The 15,252-nt window shown below is 65.3% G+C and carries 22 protein-coding genes; 6 read left to right on the top strand and 16 right to left on the bottom strand.

Going from position 1 to position 15,252, the window contains the following annotated elements:
* Nucleotides 1–22: 22 nt before the first annotated feature.
* Nucleotides 23–397, bottom strand: coding sequence for a conjugal transfer transcriptional regulator TraJ (gene traJ / locus BAMB_RS32885; protein ID WP_000426567.1), 375 nt, complete (start codon nucleotides 395–397; stop codon nucleotides 23–25).
* Nucleotides 398–770: 373 nt separating this feature from the next.
* Here traJ and BAMB_RS32880 point away from each other — a divergent pair, with 373 nt between their 5' ends.
* The 3 genes from BAMB_RS32880 to BAMB_RS32870 are packed head-to-tail and all read left to right on the top strand — an operon-like array spanning nucleotide 771 to nucleotide 2,334.
* Nucleotides 771–1,169 (top strand): TraK family protein, encoded by a 399-nt coding sequence (locus BAMB_RS32880; protein WP_001127128.1) that lies wholly within the window; start codon nucleotides 771–773, stop codon nucleotides 1,167–1,169.
* Nucleotides 1,169–1,894 carry a nucleotide-binding protein gene (locus tag BAMB_RS32875; protein WP_001062597.1) on the top strand — a complete coding sequence of 242 codons (726 nt, stop codon included), beginning with the start codon at nucleotides 1,169–1,171 and terminating at the stop codon, nucleotides 1,892–1,894. Before BAMB_RS32880 ends, BAMB_RS32875 begins: the two co-directional genes overlap by 1 nt.
* The gene (locus tag BAMB_RS32870; protein ID WP_000718516.1) at nucleotides 1,894–2,334 is read left to right on the top strand and encodes a conjugal transfer protein TraM; all 441 of its coding nucleotides are present in this window, start codon (nucleotides 1,894–1,896) and stop codon (nucleotides 2,332–2,334) included. The genes BAMB_RS32875 and BAMB_RS32870 overlap by 1 nt, the downstream gene beginning before the upstream one ends.
* Nucleotides 2,335–2,536: 202 nt before the next feature.
* On the opposite strand, the gene kfrC is transcribed toward BAMB_RS32870, so the two are convergent.
* From kfrC to BAMB_RS32805, 13 genes are all read right to left on the bottom strand, one after another.
* A complete protein-coding gene (gene kfrC / locus BAMB_RS32865) occupies nucleotides 2,537–3,190 on the bottom strand; it encodes an IncP plasmid survival protein KfrC (protein WP_000826922.1) in 654 nt (217 codons plus the stop codon).
* A 28-nt stretch (nucleotides 3,191–3,218) separates the two neighbouring features.
* Nucleotides 3,219–3,566 (bottom strand): IncP plasmid survival protein KfrB, encoded by a 348-nt coding sequence (kfrB, locus tag BAMB_RS32860; protein WP_000664557.1) that lies wholly within the window; start codon nucleotides 3,564–3,566, stop codon nucleotides 3,219–3,221.
* 170 nt (nucleotides 3,567–3,736) lie between these two features.
* Nucleotides 3,737–4,768, bottom strand: a complete 1,032-nt coding sequence (locus tag BAMB_RS32855) for a DNA-binding protein (RefSeq protein WP_011117145.1) — start codon at nucleotides 4,766–4,768, stop codon at nucleotides 3,737–3,739.
* Nucleotides 4,769–4,947: 179 nt separating this feature from the next.
* Entirely contained in the window at nucleotides 4,948–5,997 is a 1,050-nt protein-coding gene (locus BAMB_RS32850) for a transcriptional repressor gene korB (protein ID WP_011114060.1), read from the bottom strand.
* The gene (locus tag BAMB_RS32845; protein ID WP_000855329.1) at nucleotides 5,994–6,758 is read right to left on the bottom strand and encodes a ParA family protein; all 765 of its coding nucleotides are present in this window, start codon (nucleotides 6,756–6,758) and stop codon (nucleotides 5,994–5,996) included. The genes BAMB_RS32850 and BAMB_RS32845 overlap by 4 nt, the downstream gene beginning before the upstream one ends.
* Nucleotides 6,755–7,057 (bottom strand): transcriptional regulator KorA, encoded by a 303-nt coding sequence (locus BAMB_RS32840; RefSeq protein ID WP_010890110.1) that lies wholly within the window; start codon nucleotides 7,055–7,057, stop codon nucleotides 6,755–6,757. Before BAMB_RS32840 ends, BAMB_RS32845 begins: the two co-directional genes overlap by 4 nt.
* Nucleotides 7,058–7,170: 113 nt before the next feature.
* The gene (locus BAMB_RS32835) at nucleotides 7,171–7,701 is read right to left on the bottom strand and encodes a DUF2761 domain-containing protein (RefSeq protein ID WP_011117143.1); all 531 of its coding nucleotides are present in this window, start codon (nucleotides 7,699–7,701) and stop codon (nucleotides 7,171–7,173) included.
* A 1-nt stretch (nucleotide 7,702) separates the two neighbouring features.
* Nucleotides 7,703–8,032 carry a KleE stable inheritance protein gene (gene kleE / locus BAMB_RS32830; RefSeq protein ID WP_010890113.1) on the bottom strand — a complete coding sequence of 110 codons (330 nt, stop codon included), beginning with the start codon at nucleotides 8,030–8,032 and terminating at the stop codon, nucleotides 7,703–7,705.
* A gap of 144 nt (nucleotides 8,033–8,176) precedes the next feature.
* On the bottom strand, nucleotides 8,177–8,392 hold the full coding sequence (locus BAMB_RS32825) for a DUF2688 domain-containing protein (protein ID WP_010890114.1): 216 nt from the start codon (nucleotides 8,390–8,392) through the stop codon (nucleotides 8,177–8,179).
* 58 nt (nucleotides 8,393–8,450) lie between these two features.
* Entirely contained in the window at nucleotides 8,451–8,687 is a 237-nt protein-coding gene (kleA, locus tag BAMB_RS32820; protein ID WP_000041932.1) for a stable inheritance protein KleA, read from the bottom strand.
* 159 nt (nucleotides 8,688–8,846) lie between these two features.
* The gene (gene korC / locus BAMB_RS32815; RefSeq protein WP_011117141.1) at nucleotides 8,847–9,104 is read right to left on the bottom strand and encodes a transcriptional repressor KorC; all 258 of its coding nucleotides are present in this window, start codon (nucleotides 9,102–9,104) and stop codon (nucleotides 8,847–8,849) included.
* Nucleotides 9,105–9,120: 16 nt separating this feature from the next.
* Complete coding sequence (locus BAMB_RS32810; RefSeq protein WP_011405605.1) at nucleotides 9,121–10,326, bottom strand: protein KlcB; 1,206 nt, start codon at nucleotides 10,324–10,326, stop codon at nucleotides 9,121–9,123.
* A 51-nt stretch (nucleotides 10,327–10,377) separates the two neighbouring features.
* The gene (locus BAMB_RS32805) at nucleotides 10,378–10,806 is read right to left on the bottom strand and encodes an antirestriction protein (RefSeq protein WP_001095942.1); all 429 of its coding nucleotides are present in this window, start codon (nucleotides 10,804–10,806) and stop codon (nucleotides 10,378–10,380) included.
* A 168-nt stretch (nucleotides 10,807–10,974) separates the two neighbouring features.
* Between BAMB_RS32805 and BAMB_RS32800 the strand changes: the two genes are divergently transcribed.
* Nucleotides 10,975–11,244 carry a ribbon-helix-helix domain-containing protein gene (locus BAMB_RS32800; protein WP_001260984.1) on the top strand — a complete coding sequence of 90 codons (270 nt, stop codon included), beginning with the start codon at nucleotides 10,975–10,977 and terminating at the stop codon, nucleotides 11,242–11,244.
* Complete coding sequence (locus BAMB_RS32795) at nucleotides 11,241–11,555, top strand: type II toxin-antitoxin system RelE/ParE family toxin (RefSeq protein WP_011117139.1); 315 nt, start codon at nucleotides 11,241–11,243, stop codon at nucleotides 11,553–11,555. The genes BAMB_RS32800 and BAMB_RS32795 overlap by 4 nt, the downstream gene beginning before the upstream one ends.
* A gap of 1,322 nt (nucleotides 11,556–12,877) precedes the next feature.
* On the opposite strand, the gene trfA is transcribed toward BAMB_RS32795, so the two are convergent.
* Nucleotides 12,878–14,098 carry a plasmid replication initiator TrfA gene (gene trfA, locus BAMB_RS32790; protein ID WP_011114072.1) on the bottom strand — a complete coding sequence of 407 codons (1,221 nt, stop codon included), beginning with the start codon at nucleotides 14,096–14,098 and terminating at the stop codon, nucleotides 12,878–12,880.
* A 46-nt stretch (nucleotides 14,099–14,144) separates the two neighbouring features.
* Complete coding sequence (locus tag BAMB_RS32785; RefSeq protein ID WP_000019167.1) at nucleotides 14,145–14,486, bottom strand: single-stranded DNA-binding protein; 342 nt, start codon at nucleotides 14,484–14,486, stop codon at nucleotides 14,145–14,147.
* A gap of 113 nt (nucleotides 14,487–14,599) precedes the next feature.
* Here BAMB_RS32785 and BAMB_RS32780 point away from each other — a divergent pair, with 113 nt between their 5' ends.
* Nucleotides 14,600–14,962, top strand: a complete 363-nt coding sequence (locus BAMB_RS32780) for a transcriptional regulator (protein ID WP_010890126.1) — start codon at nucleotides 14,600–14,602, stop codon at nucleotides 14,960–14,962.
* The last annotated feature ends 290 nt before the right edge of the window (nucleotides 14,963–15,252 follow it).

Here is a 15,252-nt window from a genome sequence, read left to right as displayed (position 1 = left end):
GGCTTTTTAGCCGCTAAAGAAGTCAAGGCTCGGCCCTCGGCTGAACCACGGCCTTCATGATCCGGCTCATTTCGTCCTGGGTGGCCTCGATCCGGCCCAGCAGGGCCAGGATGGTCGCCTCGCCGAACTGGAGCGTTCGCACGTCATCGGTCAGCCAGAGCTTGAGCAGGCCGCCAAGGCGGCCAAGGTCGCCGTTGACGCGCACCAGCTCGCGCACGTGCTGGTAGTCCATGACGCCCTTGATCTGGTAGCCCTGGCCCACGTCGCGCAGATAGCGCGCCACGCTGACGCCCGCCCTCTTGGCGTTCGCCTCGATCTCGTCTTTCTCTTCGGGGAACACCGGCACCCGCAGGTGCTGCCGCCGCCGGCGGCCGTGTTCCTTTTCGTCGTTCTCCATGCCTCGCCTCGTCTCTCATGCCGGCGGTAGCCGGCTGCCTCGCAGAGCAGGATGACCCGTTGAGCGCCCCCGGCGCGAATAAGGGACAGTGAAGATAGATAACCGGCTCGCCGGTTAGCTAACTTCACACATCCTGCCCGCCTTACGGCGTTAATAACACCAAGGAAAGTCTACACCAGCCATTACGATTTATCCGCAACTATCGCGCTATCAGGCCGCAAAAGCAGCAACGGATATAGCGAAACCCGCCACAATGGCCCATAATGCCGCTATCGAAGCGTGCCAATGCACGCCGATAGCGGACTTTTTGCGTTTCCGTAGCGCCGCTTAGTAGCGTTACATTTGCGATGAGAGGATTAGATGGACGAACACGATGCCAAAGACCTACCCCGAAGAGCTGGCTGAATGGGTGAAGGGACGGGAAGCCAAGAAGCCGCGCCAGGACAAGCACGTGGTCGCGTTCCTGGCCGTCAAGAGCGACGTTCAAGCGGCGCTCGATGCGGGCTATGCGATGAAAACGATCTGGGAGCACATGAAGGAAACCGGCCGGCTGCGCTGTCGGTACGAAACCTTCACCCAGCACGTGAAGCGGTACATCAAGGCCGCGCCGGTAGCTTCCCCGCCGCCTCCCGCCACTCCCCCGGACAGCCAGCCCAAGGGCGCGAAGCCCGAGCCGAAGGCCGCCCCGCCGGCCTCGGAATCCAAGAGTGAGCCGCCCAAGATCGGCGGCTTCACGTTTGATGCGACTCCAAAGAAAGAGGATTTACTGTAATGGCGAAAATTCACATGGTTCTGCAAGGCAAGGGCGGCGTCGGCAAGTCGATGATCGCGGCCACCATCGCGCAGTACAAAGCCGGCAAGGGACAGAAGCCGCTTTGCATCGACACCGATCCGGTGAACGCGACGTTCGAGGGCTACAAAGCCCTCAACGTGCGCCGGCTCAACATCATGGACGGCGACGAGATCAACACCCGGAATTTCGACGCCCTGGTCGAGATGATCGCGTCGGCCGAGGGCGACGTCATCATCGACAACGGGGCCAGCTCGTTCGTGCCGCTGTCGCACTACCTCATCAGCAACCAGGTGCCGGCGCTGCTCCAGGACATGGGCCACGAACTCGTGGTGCATACGGTCGTCACCGGCGGCCAGGCCCTGGTGGACACGGTGAGCGGCTTCGCCCAGCTCGCCAGCCAGTTCCCGGCCGAATGCCTGTTCGTGGTCTGGCTGAACCCGTATTGGGGGCCAATCGAGCACGAGGGCAAGGGGTTCGAGCAGTTGAAGGCGTACACGGCCAACAAGGGCCGTGTGTCCGCCATCATCCAGATTCCGGCGCTGAAAGAGGAAACCTACGGCCGCGACTTCGCCGAAATGCTCCAGGATCGGCGCACCTTCGATGAGGCCCTGGCCGATTCGGCGCTCACGATCATGACGCGGCAGCGGCTCAAGATCGTGAAAACCCAGCTCTTCGCCCAGCTCGAAAACGCGGCGGTGCTCTGATGGCGGCCGACGACAAGATCGAGGAGCTGATACGGGAGATCGCGGCCAAGCACGGCATCGCCGTGGGCCGCGACGATCCGATCTTGATCCTCCAGACCATCAACATGAAGCTGATGCAGGACAGCGCATCGGCCCAGCAGGAAATCTTGGACGCCTTCAAGTCGGAACTGGAGTCCATCGCCCACCGATGGGGTGATGACGCCAAGGGAAAGGCGGAAAGGACGCTCAACGCGGCGTTGGCGGCCAGCAAGGACGCCATGACGCGGGGAATGCAGGAGGGCGCGAAGGCGGCCGCCGAGGCCGTGCGGCGTGAGGTTGAGGCGGTGACGGCGCAGCTCGTCGCGCCGATCCGCGAGGCGCGGCGCGTCGCCATGATGAACATGGTCGCGGCCGGCATGGCGGTCGTGGCCGCCGGCCTGGCCCTGTGGGCCTCGCTGTAGATGGCGATGCGGGATCTCATCGTCAGAACTGGCGATGGTCGACCGCGCCGGCGGCATCGCCAGGTTCGGCGATGCTGGCCAGCTCCCGGCATCGTCGCTTGTGACGATGCTGCAGGATGATTCCGCCAGGCCCTCGGCGGGCCTCCCTCGCCAGAAATGGCGATGCTCGAGAAAAAAGCCCGGCGACCGCCGGGCTTCGTTTTTATGCGGGCCTGGCTGACAGGCCCAAGGACTGCGATCTCCCTGGCCGCTCCTGGGCCTGGGATTGCTTGCGCTCCTGCTCCTGCTTGCGCATCAGCAGCTCATGCCGGCGGGCGGCCTCGCGCATGGCATCCCAATCGGAAGCCAGCTCGGGGTTCTCGGCGCGCATCTTGCGCGTCGCCAGCTCTTCGATCTTCGGCGAGTGCAGGCCCATGCCTTCCTTGATCTCGCGGACGGCCTCCAGGCGCGCGTGAAGCGTCTGCAAGCGGGCCTGCTGCTGCGCCTGCTGGTTCTGCCAGGCTCGCTTAGAGCCGGGCAAGGAAAGCCGGCCAGGCGCGGACGCCTGGGTCTGCTGCAAGCGGGCCTGCTGCCGGTCGATCAGGTTTTCTAGCCTGTCCTCGATGTGCTCCACCTGGTCGTGCTTGGCCTGCACGTAGAGCGCCAGGGTTTCGGGGTAGGACTGCTCGACCGGGGCCGCCTCTAGGGTGGCCTGCTGCTCGATCTCGGCCGCCTGGGCGGCCTCCAGCAAGTCGGCTCCGGTGTCCTCGCGCGAAGCGCCGAAGGCGGCACCGCCGAGGGTGGCCGGCGCGCTGACGCGGGCCGGCTTGGTGGCGCGGCTCTCGGTGCCGCTGCCGGGGATGGTGAGTCGTTTCAAGGGCGTGCCTCCTTTTTAGCCGCTAAAGCTACATGGAGCGCCCCCGCGTCAGTTTCGGGGCCTCTGCGGCGACTGCCGCCTTGCCCTGGGCGTTGTAGCTGATGCTCTTTGCGCTCCCAATTTCAGGTACTTTATCGAAATCTGACCGAGCGTGCATGACAAAGTTCTTGCCGATCTGCTGGTACACGTTGGTGGCGTCGGCATGAACGATCACGCCGGCGTGGGTCTGCTTCTTGTCGGCCGCTTGGGCCGTGTACAGGTTGTAGATGCCGGGCTTCAACGCGCCCGCCTTGTCTACTTTCTGATTCGTCCAAGCGCCGTCCTTTTCGGCCTGAACGATGCGTTGACCGTTCATGACCAAGAGGCGTTCTTTCATCGGGCACTCCTATGGTTGCCGTGGTTCTCAAAAGGGTGATGGTGGCCCCATGCAAGCCGCGCTCCAACAAAAAAGCCGACCTCGGCAAAGCGAGGCCGGCTCTTCCCAGCGGCCGGGTTGTGCGTTTTGTCAGGGTTCCAGGGTAATTTTAAGGAAAACCAACCGATTTATCAGGTCTTTTTGCGTCCGCCGCTGGTCGGATCGGCCGCCCGGCCTTGCGCCATGACGGTTTCCAGGGCCTCCAGCCGGCCGCGAAGCCCGGCCGCTTCCTCGCGGGCCTGGGCAGCGTCGCGCTTCGCCTGGTCGCGCTCGCCCTGGGCGGCGGTCAGCCGCTCGGCCTGGCGGTGTGCCTCGGCCGCCATCGCCTTGCGCTGCTCCTGGTGGGCCTGCTCGGCCGCCTCGGCCTTGGCCTGCACCTTCACCAGCTCCGCGCGCACCTGGTCGCGCTCGGCGGCGGCCGCCTCGGTGGCCTTCCGCTGCTCGGCCTGAGCGGCGCGCGCCTGGTCGGTCGCCTGGTTCGCCCGCTCCAGGTCGGCACGCAGCTCGCCGGCGCGGCGCTCGATCTCGGCGGTACGGCTGTTCGCGGCCGCGAGGTCGGCCCGCAGGGCCTCCACCTGGTCGGCGCTGGCCGTGGCCCTCTCCTGGGCCTTGTCGCGCTCTGCGCGCGCCTGGCGGGCTTCCTGATGGGCGTGATCCAGCTCCGTGCGCAGCTCGCCGGCCCTGGCCTCGGCCGTGGCCGCGCGCTCGCTGGTCGCCGCGAGCTTGCCGCGCAGCTCGTCGGCCTCGCCCTTGGCGGCCGCCTCGACGGCCTCCAGGGCCGCGACGCGGGCCTTGGCCTCGTCCAGCTCGCCGGTGAGCTGGTCGGCCAGCTCTGCGGCTTCCTGGCGCGCTGCTTCCGTCTCCTGGCGCACGGCCTCCAGCGCCTCGCGCTCGGCGGCCAGGCGGTTGTTCGCCATTTCCAGCGCCACGGCCCACAAGTCGCCGCCCAGCTCGGCCAGCTTGTCGGTGATCGCCTGCGGTGCCGGCTCGCGGATCGGGGCGGCCTGGCTGGCCTTGCGTGCGCGCCACTCGTTCATCGCCTCGCTGATGGTGGTGAAGCTGCCGCTGCCGAGCTGCTTGCGCACGTTCGCCAGCGTGGGGTTCTGGCCGGCCGCGTCCAGTTCGTCGGCCACCGCAAATATCTGCTCCTTCGAGATCGCCATGTCGGGCCTCCTTTGGCCGGTTGTATGTTGTAGCGTGTAGCATACTACAACATACAACACTACGCAAGCGGTTTAGCTGAACTTTTTTTAGCGGCTAAAACGCGGGCAAAAAAAAGCCCCGCTCGATGGCGGGGCGATGGGTGGGGGTCGGTGGTCGGCGATGCCCGGCGCTGGGCGTGTCAGCCCTCCAGCAGCGCGACAAGCTGCACGGTGCCAAGGTCGGCCTCGAACTCCTGGCCGTCATCCTCGTATTTGAGCCAGGCCCAGCCCTCGGCCGGGGGCCGGCGGTTGAGGATCAGCCGTGCCGGCCGGTCGTCGTGCTTGACCTGGATGATGGCCTTCTTGAGCTTGTCGGGGTCGGCCTCCTTCGGCTCCTTCTTCCCCTTGGCGTCATCATCCTGCGGCCCCTGCTCGCCGTCGCCGGCCTCGGCGTCGGTCTTGCCGGTCAGCGCATCGACGGTGTTGGGATCACGGTCGCCGTCCTCGTGACTGCGCTTGTCCTCCAGGAACTCGCGCAGCAGCTTCACCGAGCCGCGCGTCAGCTCCTGGCTGTCGTCGGCCAGCCAGGCGGCCACCTCGTCGGGGTTCTTCTTGTAGGCCGTCACCAGCTCGTTGATGACAGTCACGTCCTTGCCCCGGCCGCTATTGAACGCCTCGGCAATGGGTTCGGGCAAGTCCAGCAGCGTGACGTGCTGCGTGACGAAGGCCGGCGACTTGCCGATCTCCTTGGCGATCTCGCCCTTCTTCTTGCCCTTCGCCAGCTCGCGGCCGATGAAGTCGGCGATCTCACGCGCCGTCAGCTCATTGCGTTGCAGGTTCTCGATAACCTGGTCGGCCTCGTTGTAGTCGTTGTCGATGAAGGCCGGGATCGTGGTCTTGTGCGCCCACTTCGAGCCGCGATAGCGCCGCGCGCCGTGGTTGATGAGGTAGCGCCCCGGTGCGTCCGGGTTCTCGCGCACGCTGATGGGCGACTTCACGCCGCGCGCTTTGATCGTCTCGCCGATCTCCGCGATGCTCTCCGGCGAGAAGCCGGGGTTGTCGGCCGTGCGCGGCTGGTGCGGGTCTTCGTCGATCAGGTCAAGCGGCAGCTCCTGCGGGCCTGCGCCGCCGGCGTTGGCCGCCGGCTGCTCGTTCAGCAGGCCGGCCAGGTCGCCCAGCCCGTCCAGGCCCAGCCCGGACGATTGCGGCTTGTCCTGCTCCTTCTTCTTGGCGTTGGTCTTGGCGCTCATTGCGCGATCTCCATCTTCGTGAACACGTAATCCGCCAGCGCACGCACCTCCTGGGTGGCCTTCCGCGCGGCGGTCTTCTTGATCTTCCACACCGGCATCTGCTCGCCCAGCGCCTCGGCGATGCTGTCACGCGCGCCGATGCTGAACGGCAAGATGAGCTGCGGGTATGCCTGCTGCAACGTCGCCAGGTTGTTGACGTGGCGCGGCTTCCGCGCGTCCACCTTGTTCGGCACCATGCCGAGGAAGCGCAGCTTGGGGTTCTGCTTGCGCAGGTTGCTGATGACCGCGACCATCTTCTTCATGCCCTGCAAGCTGTACGCCTCCATTTCGATGGGCGACAGCATGTAGTCGGCCGTCAGCACGGCCGCCGTCATGGCGACGCCAAGGGAGGGGGCCGTGTCGATCAGGCACACGTCGAAGAACTCGCCCAGCGCGGCCACACTGGCCCGCAGCGCGGCGGCCGCCTGGGAAAGCTCCATCTTGTCCAGGTTCGCCAGGTTGGCGTCTGCCGCGATCAGCGCCAGGCTCTCGCCCTCGCGCTTGCCGAACCAATACCGCAGGTCATCGGTGTCGCCGGTGAACAACTGGCTGGCGAGGTAGCCCGATTGGTACGCCGACAGCGTGAACGATGCGTTGCCCTGGGTGTCCAGGTCGATCACGGCCACGCGAAGGCCGCGCTCCAGGAAGTCGAATGCCAGGTGGCAGGTGGCGAACGTCTTGCCTTGACCGCCCTTCTGAATTGCCGTGACCAGTGTTTTCATGACTTGGGTTCCTGTTTCCTCTTGGCGTCTGCTTCCCACTTCTTGACGATGAACGCTTGATGCTCCGGCAGTACCGCCGTCACTCGCTCGAAGCCCTCGGGGAGCTGTTCCCCTGCTGCTGCCCATACGCGACTGACCGCCTGCGACACCGCCCCCTTGGTCAGCCCCAGCGAAGTGACAAACTCCGCCTGGGGCCGGCCATCGACCAGCACGCCGCGCGCTATGTCGATGGTCTGCTGCCCGATCTCCAGCCCCTTGATGGCCGTCTGGAATTGGGCTTCGGTTAGCCGTTTCTTCATGGATTGCACCCATAACACTCCACACCCGGTTTGTTGAACAAATGGCGGTGCCAGCCGCCGACCATGTGCAGAAGTTTAGCTAAACCATGCGAAGCCGTCAAGCGTTTTAGCGGCTAAAAATTTGTTCGCGCCTTGTCGATGGCCGATGCCGTTGCGGCCGTCGCCCGCGCCTGTCGCCAGTGGTCGGAATCCACCGCGCACGCGCAAAGCGTGGCCCCGTCCTGGTCGTAGAACACGGCCGGCCGGCCCTCCACCTTCGCCTCGATGCGCAGCGCCTTGGCAGGCAGGCCCAGCCCGTCCGCGATGACGGCCAGGGTGGCGCGCTGCAAGGCCAACTCTTCCCCCTTGGCGTCAATGAGCTGTGCCGCATGGGCGGCACTCAGGAAGAACGTCATCAGCGGGCCTACGGTGCGCGTGCCGCCGCTGGCAAAGCACACGTCGAAGGAACCGCCGCCCACGTGCGGATCGACGCCCTCCACGAGACGCCAGGGGTCAAGGCCCCATTCTTCGGATTGCGCGCTGTACCAGTAGGCCGGCGCGTCGCCGTTCAAGTCGCTGTCCGCGTACTCGCGCACCAGGACGGCCACGCGGCCAGTGGTCGGCTCCACGAAGCCAGGCGGGTAGGGGAGGGTCTGCTTTGCCATGTCAAAGCCCTTTCGGTTTGTAGATCGAAACGAAGTAGGTGATCGCGGTCAGTGCCGCGAAGTACGCCAGGAACGACCAGCCGGCATACACGCCAGGCGTGTTCCAGTGGTAGAGCATCCGCACGAACTGGAAGAAGGTGATGATCGCCAGCACCCACTTGAGCACCGGCCAGACCAGCACGGTCGCCACCCATACGAACTTGACCAGGCCGGCCACCAGGCCCCGGCCTTCGGCCTTGGGTGCGGCAGGCGCAGCAGCGGGCGCGGCAGGCTGCACCGGCTCGGGAGCCGGCGGCTTGCTCGCCCTGGGGAACTTGACGATGTTGGACATGGCTTGACCCTCCACGCGGTTACGTGTTGAATGCTGGATGCTCCCACTCGGAAGCATGGTTACGGTGTGCCAGCACCAGGCCAAGCGCCCCGGATCACTCCGGGGCGTTCCTCCACCTGGGGCCGTCGAACGTGTGGAATGCCGTCATTGCAGCGTCGCTCCGCTCATGCGTCGCACGGCCGCCGCCAGCAGCATTTCCGTCAGCTCGTTATCTTCCTCCGGCGTGATGCAGCCGCCGCAGATGCTGCCGAACTTCTCGCGGGCATCATCGGCGCCGATGATGGTGTGGCTCAAGGTTCGGATGCTCTTGCCGCAGCGCCGGCAGCACGTCTCGATGATCTCGATCTTGCCTTTGCTCATGGGACTGTTTCCTCTTGGCGTTCCGTTGATGACCCGGCCGAAGCCGGGCCGCCTTCCCTTACCAGCCGACGCTGCGCTTGGCCTGCTCGACCGCTTGGCTCGACCATTCGCCCTTGGCACTGGCCTCCAGGCTCAAGGCGGCGAAATAGGCTTTGCCGCGCAGCTCTTCCGCCTGCTTCACCAGCTCGGCCGCCTCGGCCATCGTGGCCTCGATCTGGTCGCGGCGGGCTTGGAAGTCGGTGGCTTCCACATTCGGCAGGGCGTCAACCCAAGGCATGATCTTGTTCTTGCTCATCGGAACCTCTCCGGTAATCGACCTGGGCGGAATGCCCGGCCTTCAAGTGCTATATTAGGACAAAATGTCCTAGCCTGTCAAGCACTTTAGCTAAACTATTTTCGCTTTACCGTAGTCCGATGCCTAGCACTTTAGCCGCTAAAGCCTCTTTCCCTGGCGTCAAGCCTCTTTCCAGATCAGCCCGAGGCCGGCGTAGTCGCACAGCAGCGCCCACGCGGCATAAGGGATCGGCGTGTCCTCGCCCACCCATCGCCGGATCGTCCGGTCGCCCTTCGGGCCGAGGCCCAGCACCTTCGCGGCTTTGCCGCCGGTGAGGCCCGCCAGGCGCAGCACCTCGCGCACCTCTTCGCCGCTCGGCTGCGCCCACCGCTCGGCCGGCTTCAAGCACTCCAGCCGGATATTGGCGTCGTTCGTCATTCGTTTCTTCTCCTGGTCACGTGATAAGCCGCAGTTGGTCGAATCCGTAGATCGACTGAATGCAGCTCGGGTCTGAATCCACCACACGGCGGCCCGCGCGGTTGGTCTTGTATGTCACCGGCCGGTCGTCATGCGCCCACACCTGGCGGGTGTCTGGATGCACCTTCACGATGATGACGCGCTTGCCGATCTCCTTGGCGAACACCGGATGGTGGACGCTCACGATCTCGCACCGTTGGCCTGGTGCGGGCGTGAACTCCACCAGGTCGGCCGGGCCTGCATCGCCATTCCTGGCGGTGCTGCAGGATGCTTCGCCTGCGCCCGGCATCGTCGCTTCTGGCGATACAGGCCCAGCCTCGGCCTTGCAATCGTCAGCTTTGGCGGTGCTGCAGCGCATCGCCGTTTCCGCCGATGCGGGATCTCGCTCGCGGCCCCCGGCCTTTCCCTTGGCGTTCGACCTGGCGGCCCTGGCCGCCTTGACCTTGCCCGCCGCCTCGGCCGCCCAGCGCCGCGCGATGAACGCCTTGTGCGCCGGCAGCACCACATCGACCAAGACGAAGCCCGGCGGGATCGTCACGGTCGCCGGCTCGCGCCGCGCCGGCGGCACCAGGCCGGCCAGCCAATCGGGCAGGGGAGCGTCGGCCAAGCGGTCGCGGTAGTTGGCCTCGATCAACACCGGCCGCTTCTTCTCGGCCAGCATGGCCGTCAGGATGCCGCGCGCAACCTCGTCCACGGTCATGCAGCCCCGCGCCGTGTCGAAGTGCGAGCGATAGCCCGTCGCCGAGATAAACGGCCTGTCCAGGTCAACCGCGTGGAACTGAAAATGCGCGTTGAGCGGCCCGCCATAACCGGCCTCGTACTCCACCAGGGCGCGCACGTCGCCCGCCACGGCCAGGAACTGGCCGCGCTGGCCCCACAAGGGCACGTCCCCCGGCACCGCAGCGCAATGCCGCTCGATGACGCGGCCGGCGGCCTCGTCGTCGGCCATGCACCCGAAGTTCGTGCCGCCGTTCAGCTTCCAGATGATCGCCTCGTATCGGTCGCCGGCCAGCTCGGCCGCCGCCCCGTCGCCGCGCATGACAGCCGCGTCGATCTCCACCACGGCCGCAACGGCCGCAGCCAGCAGGCCGTCACGGTCTGCCGGCAGCTCGGCCAGCAGCTCGGCCGCCGGCGCGCTCCAGTCCTGGCCCGCCTGGGCCGGTTGCTTTGTTCGCTTCGCCATCGCTTGACGTGCTCCTGGTGCAGCCCCGGCCGGAGCCGGGGCCGCCCCTCATCAGTCAATAGCCCGGTAGATCGCAGCGGCCTCGGGGTGGCCGGCCGCGAAGCCGCGCAGGAAGTGATAGCGGTCGATCAGGGCGTCGGCCGCGTCCGTGCCGGCGATCTCGGCCGCGAGCTGGCCGAGCGCGAACAGGGTTGCGACAATGCCGGCGGCGTCGGCCGACAGTTCGCCCCGGAAGCCGTTGCCGTCTACCTCGATCTCCAGGCGCTCGGCCAGGTCGGGGGCCAGGTAGAAACCGCCGTCCGACAGGGTGTAGTAGTGCCAATACGCGCCGTTGTAGCGTTCGCAGAGCCGGCGCAGCCAGGCGTACACAAGGGCCTCGCCGCGCATCATCAGGCGCGGGCCGAAGTAGGTAGGCAAGAAGTCGAGGCGCTGGGCCTCGGCGACCAGGGAAGCGGTGACGGGTTGGTCTTGGGTGTTCATCGGAACTCTCCGGTAGTTGACCTGGGCGACATGCCCGGCCTTCAAGACGTATATTAGGACAAAATGTCCTAACCTGTCAAGCACTTTAGCTAAACTTTAGCCGCTAAACTGGACTTCGTCCCCTTGGAGTGATAGGATTGAATCCTATTGAACCGAATGGAGGCCGCCATGCGAACCACCCAGCAACTGAGCATCACCCTGCCGAACGACATGGCCGACGTGGTGAAAACGAAGGTCAAGACCGGGGAGTACGCGAGCGAAAGCGAGGTCATCCGCGACGGCCTGCGTGCGCTACTCGCGCGTGATCGCGCCGTCGAGTCCTGGCTTCACAACCAGGTCGGCCCGGCGTATGACGCCCTGAAAGCCGATCCCTCCCGAGCCGTCACCGCCGACCAGGTGCGCGCCCGCCTGGCCGCCGAGCATGCGAAGGCGCAATGAGCTACGCGGTCGTCTTCTCGCCCGAGGCCGAAGAGCAGCTTGCCGAGCTGTACCGCTACATCGCGGCGGCGGCGTCGCCTGACGTTGCCGCTCGCTACACCGAGGCAATCGTCACCTATTGCGAAAGCCTGCGCACGTTTCCACTGCGCGGCACCATGCGCGACGATGTGCGGCCCGGCCTGCGCATCACGAACTACCGCAAGCGCGCCGTGATCGCCTTCGATGTGGCCGGCGATCTGGTTTCCATCATCGGCGTGTTCTACGGCGGGCAGGACTACGAGTCGATCCTGCACGACGACGCGGACGACTGAATTCCCCCGCTTCTTGACACTTGAGGGGCGCAATCACGCCCTGGGCCTGGCAGGCCGACCCCTCCCTTGGCGTTCAACCTTGCGGCCTTCGAGCTGGAGCCATCTTCCGACTTGGCGACGGCGCAGGAGTCACCGCGGCCTTGACAGTTGGGGAGTCCAGAGGGGGCCTTGGCCCCCTTTGGAAGAGCACGAACTTCTGCCAGGCGCTTGCGCCTGGCTATGGTCAGCCGTAGCGCCGTAGGCGCTCCATTCTTGGGGTGAAGGCCGTAGGCCGAGGGGCAACGCCCCTGGGGGGATGGGAGGCCGCTTTAGCGGCCGGGTGGGATCGAGAAGGGGGGGCACCCCCCTTCGGCGGCCGATTATTCTGCGGGGCACCTTGGGCCGGTTTGCCGCTTTTTTCGACACCCGGTTATAACAACTAGGTTTAATATAAAGGTTATGAAGGGTTAAAAGCCGGTTAGCTTGACCGGAAAACGCGCGCAAGCCGTTGATACGCCAAGGAAAAGGCTCGAAGGGCCGCCCCTCAAGTGTCAATGGATAAGCCCCTCAAGGGTCAATAGTCTGCCCGTCAAGTGTCAAGGATCGCGCCCCTCATCTGTCAGCACCCCCGCCCCTCAAGTGTCAGTACGGCAAGGGCCTTGCCAACAGGCTTATCCACAACTTCTGTGGATAAAGCCAGCCCGATCAAGCACATAGGCCGCCTCGACGGCCTCCGGCGCGGCTCCAGCCGGCCGATTTCGAGGCCGGCCCCTCATCTGTCAGCATCGCGCCGGGGTGCGCTGCCCCCCAAGTGTCAAGAAACGCCCCTCAACTGTCACCAGCCGGCGTTTTGTCCCCAAACGATCCACAAGGCCGACCAGGCAGCGCCGGCCCTCTATGGCCCCGAGAAGGGGCCAGAAAGGCCCGCCAGGGCCTCGTAGCCTAGCGGCGAGGGCCACCGGCCCGGTGAGCGTCGGGAAGGCGCTGGAAGCCCGCCAGGGGCGAGACGGGCGGCCGTGGCCGCCTGGCTCGATGCGTAGCACGACATAGCCGGTTCTCGCGGCCGCCGGCCGGGAGAATCCCCCGCAGCTTGGCCCCTCAAATGTCAAAGAGCGGATCTCATCGTCGGAAGTGGCGATGGGGCCCTCGGGGCATCGTTGGATGTGGCGATGGTCGACCGTGGCCAGGACGTGGCCAGGACGTGGCCAGCCTCGCCGGAAGTGACGATGCTGCAGCTCGACGTGCGCGAGCTGGTGCGCGGTACTGCCTCGCCGGAAGTGGCGATGCTCGAGAAAAAAAGCCGCCTCGATCTCGGGCGGCTCCAGGGGAGGGCAGGGGGGCGATCACCGCTTGCAATGCACCAGGTCGTCGTTCACCCACGCACTTTCGACCAGGCCGTTTTCGCGCAGCTCGTCGCACGCTTCGCCTACCTGCTCGCGCCACTTCTTCGGCCGGGTGGAATCCGAGCCGCACATCAGCCGGAACGTCTCCAGCTTAAGCGGGTACGGCTCCTTGTGGGTGGCGAAGTAGTCGAACATGCGCCGCGCGGTGGGCGACAGCTTGCGGTACTTCTCCCACACGAATTTCGTGTAGTGGTCGCCGGCGAACAGCACCACGATTTCGGCGTCGATCTCGACCTGGCAGCGCGACGTGCGCTTGCCGCGATCCAGGACGCGGAAGCGCCGGATCAGCGACACCGATTCGAGCCGGCCGATGCGTTGGGATGAGAACTGCATGGCCGACGCCTGGAGCCGCGTCAGGCATTCCTCGGCCCTTGTGTAGTACCGACCGTTGATTGACCAGTCCAAGTCCTGGCAAAGCTCGTAGAACGTGAAGGAAACCGGCTCTCCGAGCGCGGTGCGCTTCGCGTACTCCAGCACCTGGGCGAATACCAGCTCGTCGTCGTCGGCGCGCAGTTCGATCCCGGTGTAGGTGATCTCCACGTCTTTGTTGACGTGGTAGATCGACTGGCCTTGCAGCGCGGCGCGCGGCACCTTCTTGTTGCGGACGGTGAAGATCGCCGACCGCCCGAAGTCGTTGGGCAGTGCCCGCATGTGATCCGGCCAGGGAGCCAGGTCGAACAGCGAGAGCTGCATGTCCTTGATCTGCTGCTTCGTGTGCTTGAGCAAGGCCGTCTGCTTGGCCTCGCTGACCTTCTCGGCCAGCTCACCGCCGGCCGTTCGCTTCTTGGTCGCCATCGCACTACTCCGTTTGTCCTGGGCCAGCGCGCCGATCTGCTCGGCCATCTTGTTCACGGCGGTGCGCGGTTCGGGCGGCAGGCCCATCGTGCGCGCAAGCTCGGCCGATTCCTGCGCCATGCGCTCGGATCGCTCGACGGCGGCACTTGCCGGCGTCGGTAGCTTCGGCGGCAAAGCCGCCTCGTTGTCGCCGGCCGTGGCCGGCAGCTCGAAGAGGGAACCGGCGGGGCGGAAGGCCCCGCCGGCGCTGCCCGAGTCCCTGCGAGCGGCGGCGGTACGGGCGGCAAGGTCGGTGGCGTCGGCTTCGCTAAGCCCGCCCTCGATGAGCTTGCGCCTGTATTCCTGCTCGTTGAACTCGTTCTGCATCTAATCTCCCTCCTAGCATACTGCCCGGCCGTGGCCGGGCCTGGCCTTACTGGCCGCCGCCTGGCGCTTTGGTGTCCAGGTATTCGATTTCCTCGGCGATGAAATCGAACCCGTATTCGGTCTTGCCGTCCTTCTCGTACTTCGTCGGCTCGATGCGGCCCTGGACGAACACCTTGGAGCCTTTGCCCAGGTACTTGCCCGCGTTCTCGGCCAGGCCGCCGAACGACTTGATGCGGAAGAAGTCCGTCTGCTCCTGCTTCGCACCGGCTGCGTTGCGCCACACGCGATTGACAGCCAGGTCGAAAACGGCGCGGGCGCTGTTTTCGCTATGGCGAACGTCGGTATCGCGGGTAAGATTACCGATAAACTGGAACAGGTTGTGGCTCATTCGTCATGCTCCTTTCGCTAATGGAGTCGTCAGTTTAGCTAAACCTGCGTCCGTGGTCAAGAACTTTAGCGGCTAAAATTTTCTGCCGCCCGCACCGAGAAGGCATACGGGCCTTGTACAACTACATCTTCTTCACGAACGTGCTCCGGCTGCTCGATGAGCGGCACATGACGAAAAAGGAGCTATCGGACAGGTCGGGGGTTTCGATCTCCTTCCTGTCCGATCTCACTACTGGCAAAGCCAACCCCTCCCTAAAGGTGATGGAGGACATTGCGCAGGCCCTTGAAACTCCCCTGCCGCTCCTGCTTGAATCGACCGACCTGGACAAAGAAGCCCTTGACGCCCTGGCCGGCGGCAAGGCACCCCGAAGCCTGCCGCCAGGCTTCGAGCGCGTGGCGGCCGTGCTGCCAGAACACCAGGCGTTCATCGTCAAGAAGTGGGGCGAAGCGACAAGGAAGAAACTTAGAGGGAGTTGACGCCAGGATGTGAGAAGGGAAGGGAAGCGGCGCGGAACTGAGCCACAAGAGCCAGCCAAGTTTTAGCCGCTAAAGCCCGCCGGGGTGGCTCAACCCCCGGACAACCCATAACGCAAACGCCACGGGTTCGGCGCGAGGGCGCACGGAGCATGCGCCGCGTTGTCGCCTCTTTCGCCCCTGCAATCCGCGATGCAACGTCGCGGCCGAAGTCACCCTTGTGCGCTTCGGTGTTGCGGTCGAAATTAGTTCGGTATATCGTATGAACCTGTATAGAATGCGCGAAACGCAAC

This window comes from Burkholderia ambifaria AMMD, from assembly GCF_000203915.1.
Taxonomy (GTDB): Bacteria; Pseudomonadota; Gammaproteobacteria; order Burkholderiales; family Burkholderiaceae; genus Burkholderia; species Burkholderia ambifaria.
The sequence above is the reverse complement of the archived record's forward strand: the minus strand, read 5'-3'. Positions and strand labels throughout refer to the sequence as shown.